The organism is Sphingomonas sp. CCH15-F11, from assembly GCF_001557005.1.
Classification (GTDB): domain Bacteria; phylum Pseudomonadota; class Alphaproteobacteria; order Sphingomonadales; family Sphingomonadaceae; genus Sphingomonas.
The window spans coordinates 49,043-61,697 of record NZ_LSKG01000006.1 but is presented as its reverse complement, the minus strand read 5'-3'; the positions used below and the strand labels follow the sequence as shown (position 1 = coordinate 61,697).

Genomic DNA, 12,655 nt, shown 5'->3' with positions numbered 1-12,655 from the left:
GATGGAGGGGGTGGCGATCACGTCGTGCCGCGGCGTCGACCTGGCGGGCGCGACGTTGCGGTCGAGCAGCGCGCGGGCGAGTCGCCCAGTCGGTTGCGCCTTGTCGACGACCAGCATCCCCTGGGGATAGTTGCGCCCGCACGCGGTGCCGGCGGGCAGGCGGCTGACCGCGATGCCCTGGGCGGCCAGCGTCGCCGCCAGCCGCTCGGCCTGACCGCGGCGCACCGCGCGGTCGAACACGTAATAACGATCGCCGGCGCGCGCGCCTTCCTCCACCGCGGCGCGGCGATAGGCGGCATATTCGTTCAGCAGCCGGTCGCGATTGCCCGCCAGCGTCTCCAGCGTCGCGAGCGCGGCGACGAAGTTGTTGAACACCCCGTCGCGATAGCTGAGCAATTCGCCGTTGCGTCGTTCAAACACCAGCCCGCGCGGCGACCCTTGTTCAAAGGTGGTGGCGATCGACCCGTTGAGCGTCGGCCACATGTCGCCATAGCCGGGGTAGAAGGCGTCATAGACCTCGCGCGTGAAATAGGGGATGCCCAGCCGGTCGAACCACGCGCCGCGATTGCGCCCGAACAGCTCCTGGGTCCGGCGCTGGCTCTGCGCGATCAGCGGATTGTAGGGGTCGGCCGCGGGCGCGAAATAATAGGTGCTGTCGCCGCCCATTTCGTGTGAATCGACGAAGACCACCGGGTTCCATTCGCGAAATGCCGCGACGCGCCCGCGCGTTTCCGGCTGGGTCGCCGAAAACCAGTCGCGGTTCATGTCGAACAGATAATGGTTGAACCGGCCGCCGGGCCAGGGCTGGTTGTGTTCGGCGGTATAGCGGTCGGGTTGCGGCGCCAGCCCCAGCGCTTCGGAGAAGCTGTGGACGAAGCGCGTGCGCCCGTCGGGGTTCTGCGCGGGATCGATGATGACGACGGTCTCGGCCAGGATGCGATCGACCAACGGATCGCCGCGCGCGGCGAGCAGGTGATAGGCCAGCGCCAGCGCGCTGTCGGGGGGCGTGATCTCGTCGCCATGGATGCCGAAGCCGAGCCAGGCGACCGCCGGCGTGCGGTCGATCAGCGCACGCGTCTCGGCGGGGCTCAGCGCCGCGCCCGCGCTCAGCCGCGCGACGTCCTGCTTGACCGCGTCCAGCCGCGCGATCGTCGCCGGGGCGGCGATGACGGCATAGATCAGCGGCCGGCCCTGCCAGGAACGGGCATAGCGCACGATCCGCACCCGCTCGGGCGCGGCCTTTTCCAGCGCCTCCAGATAGCGGACGATGTCCTCGGGCCGGGTGATCGCCGCGCCGGTCGGGTGGCCGACCACCTGCTCCAGCGTCGGCACCGCGGGGTCATAGGCGATGTCGAGCAGCCCTTGCGCCCGCGCCGGCCCAGCCAGGCCCGCCGCGGTGATCGCCAGCATGAGCGCCACGCCCGCGCGCGCAAGCCGCGCCAGCGCCCAATTGCCCGTTCGCATCGATATCCCCCGTCTGAACCCGGTTCCGTGTCCGCGCAAACCTAGCCTGCGCGCGGGGGGTGGCAAGGGGCTAAGCCGCTCGGCCCGCGACCCCGATGGCCAAAAGCCCCGTCACCCTGGCCGCGAGCCGGAGTCCGCCGTGCCGCCGGGTCGGGCGTGCGACAGGGTAGCGCAGGCCGCCGCCACGATCCCACATTTGCGCGTGCGGACAGGTGGACCCCGGAACAGGTCCGGGGTGACGGCCCCGTGTGGGCGGTTCGGGGCTCTCGCAACCAAAAGCCCCGTCACCCCGGTCCCGTGCCGGGGTCCGCCGTGCCGCCGGGTCGGACCCGCGACAGGGTGGCGCGGACCGCCGCCACAATCCCACATTTGCGCGTGCCGTGGGGTGGGGCGGTGAAAGGTGCGGGGTGGCCGGCCAAATCGAGCGCCGCCAATCCCTGCCCCGCAACTCAGGCCGCGATGCCCTCCAGCGCCTCGCTCGCCGCCAGCCACGCCGCCTCGGCGGCTTCGATCTGTGCCTCCACGTCGGCGCGGCGCTTCATCAGTTCGGTCATGGTCAGCTTTGCAAGCTCGGGCGCCGCGGTCGACGGATCGAACATCGCGCGGTCGATCGCGCCCCGCCGTTCGGTCAGCCGGGCCAGCTCGGCCTCCGCCTCGCGCGCGCGCTTCTTCAGCGCATTGCCCTGTTCGCGCGCTTCGGCGGCGGCGCGGCGGGCTTCCTTGCGGTCGATCTTCGATCCACCCCGCGTCGGCCCCGCGCCGTCCTTTTCCAGCACGAAGGCGATGTAATCGTCGATCGAACCGTCGAATTCGCGCGCGGTGCCGCCGTCGACGAGCACCAGCCGATCCGCGGTCATCTCCAGCATGTGGCGGTCGTGGCTGACGATCACCATCGCGCCGTCATAGGCGGCGAGCGCCTGGATCAGCGCCTCGCGCGCGTCGACGTCCAGGTGGTTGGTCGGCTCGTCGAGGATCAACAGGTGCGGCGCATCCCGCGTGATCAGCGCCAGCGCCAGCCGCGCTCGCTCGCCGCCCGACAGCCGGCCGACCTCGGTCGTGGCCTTCTGTCCGGCAAAGCCGAAGCGGCCGAGCTGCGCGCGCACCGCGCCCTGGCTCGCGCCTGGCATCGCCACCGTCATGTGCTGGAGCGGGGTCTCGCTGCGGTCGAGCTCCTCGACCTGATATTGGGTGAAGTAGCCGACCTTCATCTTGCCGCTGGCGTTCATCGCCCCGTCCATCGGCGCGAGCTGTGCGGCGAGCAGGCGCGCGAGCGTCGTCTTGCCGTTGCCGTTGCGGCCCAACAACGCGATGCGGTCATCGGGGTCGATGCGCAGGTTCAGCCGCTGCAGGATCGGCGTCGCGCCATAGCCGACCGTCGCGGTGTCGAGCGTGATCAGCGGCGGGCGCAGTTCGTCGGGGCTGGGAAAGTCGAAGCTGAGCGAGGGGTCGTCGACCAGCTCGGCGATCGGCTGCATTCGCGCCAGCGCCTTGGCACGCGACTGTGCCTGTTTCGCGGTCGACGCGCGTGCCGAATTGCGGGCGATATAGTCCTGCAGCTTCTCGCGCTCGGCCTGCTGCTTGGCGCGCGCCGACGCGATCTGCGCCTGGCGCTCGGCGCGCTGGCGCTCGAACGCGTCATAACCGCCGGGATAGAGCGTCAGCTTGCCGCGCTCCAGATGCAGAATGTGGTCGACGACATTGTTCAGGAAATCGCGCTCGTGGCTGATCAGCAGGATCGTCGCCGGATAGGATTTCAGGAAGGATTCGAGCCACATCACCGCCTCCAGGTCGAGGTGGTTGGACGGTTCGTCGAGCAGCAGCAGGTCGGGCGCGGAAAACAGCAGCGCGGCGAGTGCGACGCGCATCCGCCAACCGCCCGAAAAGCTTTCCAGCGGCCGGTTCTGCGCGTCCTCGTCGAACCCCAGCCCGACCAGGATGCGGGCGGCGCGCGCGGGGGCGGAATGCGCGTCGATCGCGTTCAGCCGTTCGTGGATCTCGCCCAGCCGGTCGATGCTGTCGGGATGCTCGGCTTCGGCCAGCAGCGCCGCGCGCTCGGTATCGGCGGCGAGCACCGTTTCGATCGGGGTCGCGTCGCCGCCGGGCGCTTCCTGCGCGATATAGCCGATGCGGCTGCCGCGCGGGCGATCGACGCTGCCGGTATCGGGCTCCAGCATCCCGGCGATGACCCGCACCAGCGTCGTCTTGCCCGCGCCGTTGCGCCCGATCAGGCCGATTCGCCGCCCCGGCGGCAGGCTCGCGCTCGCGCGGTCCAGGATGGTGCGTCCGCCCAGGCGTACGGTGATGTCGGTCAGGTTCAGCATGTCCGCGCGCCATAGCCCGGCCCGGCCCAGTTTAGCCACCCCGCGCGTAAGTGCCGGTCCCCGCCCGGCATGACGGGTTTACATGCAACACCACCCCGGCACCCCGGGCCTGACCCGGGGTCCATGTGCAACGGTGATGACGGATCCTGCATCTGCGCCGGGCGGCACCCGCGCCATGATCGCGAAAGCGCCGGCCGTCCGCGACCTTCAACCTTCCAATGCCGCCGGGATCGGCTAAACGATCGCCAACACCAGAACCGAGGATGAGAGATGTCGAGCTTTGACTTCGCGCTGGGCGAAACCGCGGACATGATCCGCGACACGACGCAGCGTTTCGCCACCGACCGTATCGCACCGCTCGCGCAGCGCATCGACGCGGAGGACTGGTTTCCCCGCGATCTTTGGCCCGAAATGGGCGCGCTCGGCCTGCACGGCATCACCGTGGCGGAGGCGGATGGCGGGCTCGGGCTCGGCTATCTCGAACATGTTATCGCGTGCGAGGAAGTCAGCCGCGCGTCGGCTTCGGTGGGCTTGAGCTACGGCGCGCATTCCAACCTGTGCATCAACCAGATCGCGCGCTGGGCGAACCCCGAGCAGAAGGCGAAATACCTGCCCAAGCTGCTGTCGGGCGAGCATGTCGGCAGCCTGGCGATGTCGGAGGCCAATGCCGGCTCCGATGTCGTGTCGATGAAGCTCAAGGCCGATCGCGTCCAGGGCGGCTGGGTGCTCAACGGCACCAAATTCTGGATCACCAACGCCGCCTATGCCGACACGCTGGTCGTCTATGCCAAGACCGGGGAGGGGTCGCGCGGCATCACCACCTTCCTGATCGAAAAGGACATGGCCGGCTTTGCGATCGGACAGAAGATCGACAAGCTGGGCATGCGCGGATCGCCGACCGCCGAATTGGTCTTCACCGATTGCGAAGTGCCCGACGAGAATGTGATGGGCCCCGAAAATGGCGGGGTCGGCGTGCTGATGAGCGGCCTCGACTATGAGCGCGCGGTGCTCGCCGGCATCCAGCTCGGCATCATGCAGGCGTGCCTGGACGTCGTCATCCCCTATGTCCGCGAGCGCAAGCAGTTCGGGGCACCGATCGGCAGTTTCCAGCTGATCCAGGCCAAGGTCGCCGACATGTATGTCGCGCTCAATTCGGCACGTGCCTATGTCTATGCAGTCGCGCGCGCCTGCGACGCGGGCCGCACGACGCGCTTCGACGCCGCCGGCGCGATCCTGCTCGCCAGCGAGAATGCGGTGAAGGTCAGCCTGGAGGCGATCCAGGCGCTGGGCGGGGCGGGCTATACCCGCGACTGGCCGGTGGAACGCTACATGCGCGACGCCAAGCTGCTCGATATCGGCGCAGGCACCAACGAAATCCGCCGGATGCTGATCGGTCGCGAGCTGATCGGGGGCGGATGACCATCACCGGCCTCCTGCATCATCTCGCCTGGGCCAGCGACAGCGGGAGGAAGTCGACCGGCTCCACCGGCTGCTGGTTTCGATCGACGCCGTCATTCTCGACCCGCCGATAGACTATCCGCGCTATGGCCCGGGCTATTACGCGCTGTTCTTTGCCGATCCCGACGGGCTGAAGCTGGAACTGGTGCATTTTGATCCGCCGGTAGCGCGTTGAGTTGCGGCGCGGCGGCGTCCGTCCGCATCCCGTCTCAGGCCGCGGCCGCGCGCGCGTCGCCCAGCAGCACGGTGACCATGTCGCCGCGGTGGCGTGCGATCAGCACCGTCAGATAGATGGCCAGGAACGGCGTGCCGAAGAAGAAGGCAAGCGCCGCCAGCCCCAGCCCGCGCGCGCCGAACCGGTTGCGCCACGCGGTCCAGATCGCCGACAGCGTCAACATGCCCAGAAAGTCGAGGTTGAACTGTCCCTGCCAATCCATCCGCGCGATCGCGGCGAAGAACTGGGGGATCAGATTCCAGCCATGCGTTGCGCCGACCCAACCGGTATAGACCAGGATCACCGCCAGCATCGCCAGCAGCAACAACCGGAACAGGGCCATCCTCGTTTCCCCAGAAATGTGGCACTTGCTACATTTCTCTAGCCCGGGTCGGTACGGTACGCAATCGGCAGCGATGCGGCGGGCTTCCCATGCGCCGGCGCGCCAGCTAGTCAGCGTCAAAACGACAGGGGATGCCATGATGAGCGCGCCGGTGCTCGAAACCCGGATTGCCGCAAATGATGCGGCCTTTGCCGCCAACGCCGCACATAATCGTGCGCTGGCGGAGAAGCTCCGCGCCGATGTCGCGCAGGCCGCGCTCGGCGGCAGCGAGAGCGCCCGCGCCAGGCATGTCGCGCGCGGCAAGCTGCTGCCCCGCGACCGGGTCGAACGGCTGCTCGATCCCGGCTCGCCCTTTCTCGAGATCGGCCAGCTCGCTGCCTTCGACCTTTACGACGGCGAAGTCCCCGGCGCGGGGCTGATCGCTGGTATCGGCCGGGTGTCGGGCCGGCAGGTGATGATCCTCGCCAACGACGCGACGGTGAAGGGCGGCACCTATTTCCCGATGACGGTGAAAAAGCATCTGCGCGCCCAGGAAATCGCGATCGAGAACCGCTTGCCGTGCATCTACCTGGTCGATTCGGGCGGCGCGAATCTGCCGCACCAGGCCGATGTTTTTCCCGACCGCGACCATTTCGGCCGCATCTTCTTCAACCAGGCGAACATGTCCGCGCGCGGCATTCCCCAGATCGCGTGCGTCATGGGCAGCTGCACCGCCGGCGGTGCGTACGTCCCCGCCATGTCCGACGAAAGCGTGATCGTGCGCAATCAAGGCACGATCTTCCTCGCCGGCCCCCCACTGGTCAAGGCCGCGACCGGCGAGGAGATCAGCGCCGAGGATCTGGGCGGCGGCGACCTGCACGGCCGCAAGTCGGGCGTGGTCGATCATGTCGCCGAGAATGACGCGCATGCGCTGACCATCGTACGCGATATCGTCAGCCACTTGGCCGGTCCCTTCGCCCGATCTCCCAACCCGTTCGCTTCGAGCGCAGTCGAGAAGCGCGTCTCGACTTCGCTCGACACGAACGGGATACAAGCGCCGCGCCCCCCCAAATATCCGGCCGAAGAGCTCTACGGCATCATCCCGACCGACGTCCGCGCGCCCTATGACGTGCACGAGGTGATCGCTCGGCTGGTCGACGCATCCGAGTTTCACGAATTCAAGGCGCTCTACGGCCCGTCGCTGGTCTGCGGCTTCGCGCATATCTGGGGGATGCCGGTCGCGATCCTCGCCAACAACGGCGTGCTGTTCAGCGAAAGCGCGGTCAAGGGCGCGCACTTCATCCAGCTCGCCCAGCAACGCGGCGTGCCCTTGCTGTTCCTCCAGAACATCTCCGGCTTCATGGTCGGCGGCAAATATGAGGCGGAGGGGATCGCCAAGCACGGCGCGAAGCTCGTCACCGCCGTCGCGACCGCCACGGTGCCCAAGCTGACCGTGCTGATCGGCGGCAGCTTCGGCGCGGGCAATTACGGCATGTGCGGCCGCGCCTATGGCCCGCGCTTCCTGTTCACCTGGCCCAACAGCCGGATCAGCGTGATGGGCGGGGAACAGGCCGCCAGCGTGCTGGCGACGGTTCACCGCGACGCGGACCAATGGTCGCCGGAGGAGGCCGAAGCCTTCAAGGCCCCGATCCGCCAGCGTTATGAGGACGAGGGCAATCCCTGGCACGCCACCAGCCGGCTGTGGGACGACGGCATCATCGACCCCGTCCAGACCCGCGACGTCCTCGGCCTGGCGCTCGCCGCGACGCTGGCGGCCCCGGTGGAGGATCGCGGCTTCGGCGTGTTCCGGATGTGATGAAGACAGCGCGCCTATTCCTCCCCGAGCTTGCCTCGGGGAGGGGAACCACCCGCAGGGTGGTGGAGGGGCAATCGCGCCCGCGCCGCCGCGACAATCCCCCTCACGACCGCATCCAGGTCGCCAAGCACGTCACGCGCTACGATCCGCATCGTCAAGATCGGGGCATTCGCAAACCAGGCATCTCGATCGGCGTCCCGCGCTGGCCGCTCACCGTGATCATGCGCTTCGCCATCCACCTCGATCGCCAGCCGCGCATCGCTGCAGAAGAAATCGAGCACATAGGGCCCACTGGGATGCTGGCGGCGGAACTTGATCCCGTCCGGCCGTGTGCGCAGCGCCTGCCACAACAGCACTTCGGGCAACGACATCTCACGCCGGAATTGTCTGGCGCGTTTGGCCGCGCCTACTCCGGGCTTGGGCGCAACATTTTTAAGCATCGCAATGCCCCTCCGTCAGTGCTTCGCACTGCCACCTCCCCGAGACAAGCTCGGGGAGGATTTCCCGCCAAATTTCTCCCCGCGTCTCTCTCGATGAGGGTGAACATTCGCCCGATAGCGGAGAAGCCATCCGCGCACGCCCTCACGCCCGCAATGAAGGCCCTCCCATGATCCTTCCCATCTTTCTCCTCCTCCAGTCCACCACCGCCAGCCCACCGCTGCCGCCGGGCACCGCGCTGCCGCCGCCGGGCACCGAGGAAGCCGCGGTGATGGCCCCGATCGACCGGATGCTCGGTGCGCTCGCCACCCACGACGCGCCCACCATCCTGGCCCAGGCCGCGCGGCCGGAGGCGGCGGCGACTGGCGTCGTCATCGCCCCCGATGGCACCAGCACGACGCGCCGCCGCACCTTTGCCGAGTTCGCGGCGATGGTCGGGGCATCGACCGACCGCGTCGAGGAGCGCCAGTTCCGCCCGGCGATCGAAATCGACGGCGACATGGCGATGGTGTGGGCGCCCTACATCTTCCTGATCGACGGCAAGCGCAATCATTGCGGCACCAACCATTACAGCCTGACCCGCGCCGAGGGCCGCTGGCGCATCGAAAGCGTAACCTGGACCCAGCGCACCACGGAATGCCCCGAACCATGATCCAGTCGCTGCTCATCGCCAATCGCGGCGAGATCGCCTGCCGCATCATCCGCACCGCACGCGCGATGGGTATCCGCACCGTCGCGGTTTATTCGGATGCCGATGCGAACGCGCTACACGTCCGCCAGGCAGACGAGGCCGTCCATATCGGCCCTTCGCCGGCGCGCGAGAGCTATCTGCGCGGCGACAGGATCATCGCCGCGGCGCAGGCGACTGGCGCGGAGGCGATCCACCCCGGCTATGGCTTCCTGTCCGAAAATGCCGAGTTCGCCGAGGCCGTGGCGGCCGCTGGCCTCATCTGGGTTGGCGCGACGCCGCACTCGATCCGCGCGATGGGGCTGAAGGACGCCGCCAAGCGGTTGATGGCGGACGCCGGCGTGCCGGTGACGCCGGGCTATCTGGGCGACGACCAGTCGCCCGAAGTGCTGGCGGCCGAAGCCGACAAGATCGGCTATCCCGTGCTCATCAAGGCGGTGGCGGGCGGCGGCGGCAAGGGGATGCGCCGCGTCGACGCCAGCGCCGACTTCGCCGACGCGCTGGCAAGCTGCAAACGCGAAGCCGCCTCCAGCTTCGGCGACGACCGCGTCATCATCGAAAAATACATCCTGTCGCCGCGCCATATCGAAGTGCAGGTGTTCGGCGACACGCATGGCAACGTCGTCCACCTGTTCGAACGCGACTGCTCGCTCCAGCGCCGCCACCAGAAGGTGATCGAGGAAGCCCCCGCGCCCGGCATGACGCCCGAAGCCCGCGAAGCGATCTGCGCCGCCGCCGTCCGCGCGGCAACGGCGGTCGACTATGTCGGCGCGGGCACGATCGAGTTCATTGCGGACGCGAGCGAAGGCCTGCGCGCCGACCGCACCTGGTTCATGGAAATGAACACGCGGCTGCAGGTCGAACATCCGGTGACCGAGGAGATCACTGGGGTCGACCTAGTCGAATGGCAGCTCCGCGTGGCCAGCGGCGAGAAGCTGCCGAAGCGGCAGGAGGAGCTGAGCATCAACGGCTGGGCGATCGAGGCGCGGCTCTATGCGGAGGACCCGGCGAAGGGGTTTTTGCCGAGCGTGGGGCGGTTGGAACGGTTCCACCTTACCAATCTCATCCGCCCAACCCGCTGGCGGGACGAAGTGAGAGGGGTCCAATTTGAGAATGACTATCCCGGCACCGGGCGGATCGAGACGGGCGTTGCGGAAGGCGCCGAAGTTTCTTCTTTCTATGATCCGATGATCGCCAAACTAATCTGTCACGCTCCAGAACGAAGAGCGGCGGCACTTGGCCTTGCTAAGATCGTCGCTAACGCGGAAATTTGGCCGCTCAAAACGAACGCCACCTTTCTACACGCACTGCTCGTTGACCCCGACTTTATGAGGGGAGATGTGCATACCGGCTTCATCGATGCTCACCACGAAGATGTGATCTTCGAGATGGAACCTCCGCAATGGCTACTCGACCCCGTTGCCGAGGCGATGGTCGAAGCTTCGGAGGTGCCGATTGCACGCGGCTTCCGCTTGAACGCACCCATCAATACAGAGGTCCGTCTCATGGACCGGGGGCAAGCGTTCACCGGACGCGTCGATAGCCGTACCAGCTACGACCAGCGAGCTTACCCTATCGTGACGCCGGTGGGGGCCGACGTATATGCCACGTTTCAAGGTGCAACATGGCGGTTCACTGTGCCCGCCGTTCGGGGCGTCGCAGCAGGCATAGCGGCCGACGGCGCGATCCTCGCACCCATGCCCGGCCGCGTCACCGCTGTCGAAGTCACTGCCGGGGCCAGCGTCACCAAGGGCCAGCGGCTGCTCACCCTCGAAGCGATGAAGATGGAGCATTCGCTGACCGCGCCCTTCGACGGGGTGGTGGCCGAACTCAACGCCACCGCCGGCGCGCAGGTTCAGGTCGACGCGGTGCTGGTGCGGATCGAGGCGGCGGCGTGACCGTCGGCGCGCGCCAGGCCAAAGCCCCGCCCCTTCAGGGGAGGGGTTGGGGTGGGGCAGTGCGTTTGGCGACCCGCCTGTCGAAAGGCTTCGCCCCCGATGCCTTTCCGGAAGGGGTGGGGCTTCAATGAGCCTCCACCTGCGCCCCGCCACCCGCGCCGACCTGCCCGCGATTCTCGCCCTGCTGGCAAAGGAAACGGTGCCGGTCGGCCGCGAAACCGATCCCGCCGACCCGTGCTATGCCGCTGCGTTCGACGCGATCGATCGGGATCCGAACCAGATGCTGGTCGCCGCCGAGCTTGACGGTGCGGTCATCGGCACGCTCCAGCTCACGTTCATCCCCGGCCTGTCGTTCCGGGGGGCTTGGCGCGGGCAGATCGAGGCGGTGCGGATTGCGGAGCCGCTGCGCGGCCAGGGGCTGGGCGCGGCGATGATCGACTGGGCGGTCGATCAATGCCGCGCGCGCGGCTGCTACATGGTGCAATTGACGTCGAACCTCGCCCGGCCCGACGCGCATCGCTTTTATGAACGGCTCGGCTGGGTGAAGAGCCATGCCGGCTTCAAGCTGCGCCTGCGCGGGGATTGACGATCATGCACGTGTTCATCACCGGCGCTTCGGGTTTCGTGGGCGGGGCGGCCGCGCGCCATCTCGTCGCCGCCGGGCACCGGGTATCCGCCATGTCGCGCTCGGCCGCGTCGGATGCGAAGGTCGTGGCAACCGGGGCGACCCCCGTGCGTTGCGACCTCGGGACGATCGCGCCCGCCCATCTCGCCGGAGTCGATGCGGTGGTTCACGCCGCCGCCTTCGTCGAATCCTGGGGGCCGAAGAACGCGTGGTTCAAGGCGAATGTGCTCGGCACCCAGGCGGTGCTCGACGCCGCAAGGGCCGCGAGCGTCGCGCGCTTCGTCCATATCGGCACCGAGGCCGCGATCGTGCGCGGTCAGGACGTGCACGACGCTGACGAGGACGTGCCGCTCGCCCCCGATTCCCCCTATCCCTATTGCGCGACCAAGGCGCAGGCGGAGGCGCGGGTGCGCGCCGCCAACGCGCCGGGCTTCGCGACGATCGTGCTGCGCCCGCGCCTCATCTGGGGGCCGGGCGACACGACGCTGCTGCCGACGTTGACCGAAATGGCGCGGGCGGGCAGCTGGGTGTGGGTGAATGGCGGGCGCGCTGTCACCTCGACTACCCACATCGCCAATCTGGCCCATGCGATCGAGCTTGCGCTGACTCGCGGTACGCCGGGCGCGGCCTATTTCGTGCTCGACGACGGTACGGTGACGATGCGCGAGATGTTCGGCGGGCTGGCGGGGTCGGCGGGGCTGACCCTGCCCGACAAGTCGATTCCGCGCTGGCTTGCCGACCTGCTCGGCGGGGCGAGCGAGGGCGTGTGGCGTGCGTTCGGACTGAGGGGCGAACCGCCGCTCACCCGCCACGCCGCCATGGTGATGTCGCGCGACTGCACGCTCGACGATGCGCGTGCGCGGCGCGAGCTCGGCTATATGCCGGTGGTCGACCGCGCCGCCGGCATGGCGGCGTTGCGCGCGGGCTGAACCGGAAAGGAAGAGCGTCTTGGCGGGCAGATATTTCGACGAATGGCGGGTCGGCGACCGGATCGTCCACGACATCCGCCGCACCGTGACGGAGACCGACAACCTCCTGTTCTCGACCATGACGCACAATCCCCAGCCGCTCCACCTGGATGTCGAGGCGGCAAGGGCGAGTGAGTTCGGCCAGATCCTCGTCAACGGCACCTTCACCTTCGCGCTGATGGTCGGGTTGTCGGTCGGCGACACGACGCTCGGCACGCTCGTCGCCAATCTGGGCTATGACAAGCTGGTCATGCCGCACCCGGTGTTCATCGGCGACACGATGCGCGCCGAGACCGAAGTGACCGAGCTGCGCGACAGCCGCTCGCGTCCCGACGCGGGCATCGTCACCTTTACCCATGTCCTGGTGAACCAGCGGGACCAGATCGTCTGCCAATGCCTGCGCACCGCGTTGCTCAAACGCAAGTCGGGCTGAGCGTTATCAA

The 12,655-nt window shown here is 68.1% G+C and carries 12 protein-coding genes; 7 read left to right on the top strand and 5 right to left on the bottom strand.

Annotation, left to right across the window (positions count from 1 at the left end; genetic code table 11):
* Both AX709_RS01075 and AX709_RS01070 read right to left on the bottom strand, forming a co-directional pair.
* Positions 1–1,464: M14 family zinc carboxypeptidase (locus tag AX709_RS01075; protein WP_269453967.1), on the bottom strand; the 1,464-nt coding region annotated here is incomplete at its 3' end.
* Between the two features lie 449 nt (positions 1,465–1,913).
* Positions 1,914–3,785, bottom strand: coding sequence for an ABC-F family ATP-binding cassette domain-containing protein (locus tag AX709_RS01070; RefSeq protein WP_066545835.1), 1,872 nt, complete (start codon positions 3,783–3,785; stop codon positions 1,914–1,916).
* 270 nt (positions 3,786–4,055) lie between these two features.
* Between AX709_RS01070 and AX709_RS01065 the strand changes: the two genes are divergently transcribed.
* The gene (locus tag AX709_RS01065; protein ID WP_066545834.1) at positions 4,056–5,204 is read left to right on the top strand and encodes an isovaleryl-CoA dehydrogenase; all 1,149 of its coding nucleotides are present in this window, start codon (positions 4,056–4,058) and stop codon (positions 5,202–5,204) included.
* 19 nt (positions 5,205–5,223) lie between these two features.
* Here AX709_RS01065 and AX709_RS18450 read toward each other — a convergent pair whose 3' ends face one another.
* Together AX709_RS18450 and AX709_RS01060 are read right to left on the bottom strand one after the other, a co-directional pair.
* Positions 5,224–5,394: a hypothetical protein gene (locus AX709_RS18450; protein ID WP_156454091.1), complete on the bottom strand. Its 171-nt coding sequence runs from the start codon at positions 5,392–5,394 to the stop codon at positions 5,224–5,226.
* Positions 5,395–5,452: 58 nt separating this feature from the next.
* A complete protein-coding gene (locus AX709_RS01060) occupies positions 5,453–5,800 on the bottom strand; it encodes a hypothetical protein (protein WP_066545833.1) in 348 nt (115 codons plus the stop codon).
* Between the two features lie 16 nt (positions 5,801–5,816).
* Between AX709_RS01060 and AX709_RS01055 the strand changes: the two genes are divergently transcribed.
* Entirely contained in the window at positions 5,817–7,595 is a 1,779-nt protein-coding gene (locus AX709_RS01055) for a carboxyl transferase domain-containing protein (RefSeq protein WP_443026169.1), read from the top strand.
* A 14-nt stretch (positions 7,596–7,609) separates the two neighbouring features.
* Here the strand turns inward: AX709_RS01055 and AX709_RS01050 are convergent, their stop codons facing one another.
* The gene (locus AX709_RS01050) at positions 7,610–8,035 is read right to left on the bottom strand and encodes an endonuclease domain-containing protein (protein ID WP_066545832.1); all 426 of its coding nucleotides are present in this window, start codon (positions 8,033–8,035) and stop codon (positions 7,610–7,612) included.
* 167 nt (positions 8,036–8,202) lie between these two features.
* On the opposite strand from AX709_RS01050, the gene AX709_RS01045 reads away from it, so the two are divergent.
* From AX709_RS01045 to AX709_RS01025, 5 genes are all read left to right on the top strand, one after another.
* The gene (locus AX709_RS01045; protein WP_066545831.1) at positions 8,203–8,685 is read left to right on the top strand and encodes a hypothetical protein; all 483 of its coding nucleotides are present in this window, start codon (positions 8,203–8,205) and stop codon (positions 8,683–8,685) included.
* Positions 8,682–10,619, top strand: a complete 1,938-nt coding sequence (locus AX709_RS01040) for an acetyl/propionyl/methylcrotonyl-CoA carboxylase subunit alpha (protein ID WP_066545828.1) — start codon at positions 8,682–8,684, stop codon at positions 10,617–10,619. The genes AX709_RS01045 and AX709_RS01040 overlap by 4 nt, the downstream gene beginning before the upstream one ends.
* Positions 10,620–10,746: 127 nt before the next feature.
* Positions 10,747–11,205, top strand: a complete 459-nt coding sequence (locus AX709_RS01035; protein WP_066545826.1) for a GNAT family N-acetyltransferase — start codon at positions 10,747–10,749, stop codon at positions 11,203–11,205.
* Positions 11,206–11,210: 5 nt separating this feature from the next.
* A complete protein-coding gene (locus AX709_RS01030; protein ID WP_066545824.1) occupies positions 11,211–12,173 on the top strand; it encodes an NAD-dependent epimerase/dehydratase family protein in 963 nt (320 codons plus the stop codon).
* A 19-nt stretch (positions 12,174–12,192) separates the two neighbouring features.
* The gene (locus AX709_RS01025; protein ID WP_066545822.1) at positions 12,193–12,645 is read left to right on the top strand and encodes a MaoC family dehydratase; all 453 of its coding nucleotides are present in this window, start codon (positions 12,193–12,195) and stop codon (positions 12,643–12,645) included.
* Positions 12,646–12,655 lie beyond the last annotated feature (10 nt).

Bases quoted from the DNA above. Each gene is read 5' to 3' on its own strand.
- AX709_RS01060 (WP_066545833.1), bottom strand. From the start codon at position 5,800: ATGGCCCTGTTCCGGTTGTTGCTGCTGGCGATGCTGGCGGTGATCCTG.
- AX709_RS01065 (WP_066545834.1), top strand. From the start codon at position 4,056: ATGTCGAGCTTTGACTTCGCGCTGGGCGAAACCGCGGACATGATCCGC.
- AX709_RS01050 (WP_066545832.1), bottom strand. From the start codon at position 8,035: ATGCTTAAAAATGTTGCGCCCAAGCCCGGAGTAGGCGCGGCCAAACGC.
- AX709_RS01030 (WP_066545824.1), top strand. From the start codon at position 11,211: ATGCACGTGTTCATCACCGGCGCTTCGGGTTTCGTGGGCGGGGCGGCC.
- AX709_RS18450 (WP_156454091.1), bottom strand. From the start codon at position 5,394: ATGCACCAGTTCCAGCTTCAGCCCGTCGGGATCGGCAAAGAACAGCGC.
- AX709_RS01055 (WP_443026169.1), top strand. From the start codon at position 5,817: ATGTGGCACTTGCTACATTTCTCTAGCCCGGGTCGGTACGGTACGCAA.
- AX709_RS01035 (WP_066545826.1), top strand. From the start codon at position 10,747: ATGAGCCTCCACCTGCGCCCCGCCACCCGCGCCGACCTGCCCGCGATT.
- AX709_RS01070 (WP_066545835.1), bottom strand. From the start codon at position 3,785: ATGCTGAACCTGACCGACATCACCGTACGCCTGGGCGGACGCACCATC.
- AX709_RS01045 (WP_066545831.1), top strand. From the start codon at position 8,203: ATGATCCTTCCCATCTTTCTCCTCCTCCAGTCCACCACCGCCAGCCCA.
- AX709_RS01040 (WP_066545828.1), top strand. From the start codon at position 8,682: ATGATCCAGTCGCTGCTCATCGCCAATCGCGGCGAGATCGCCTGCCGC.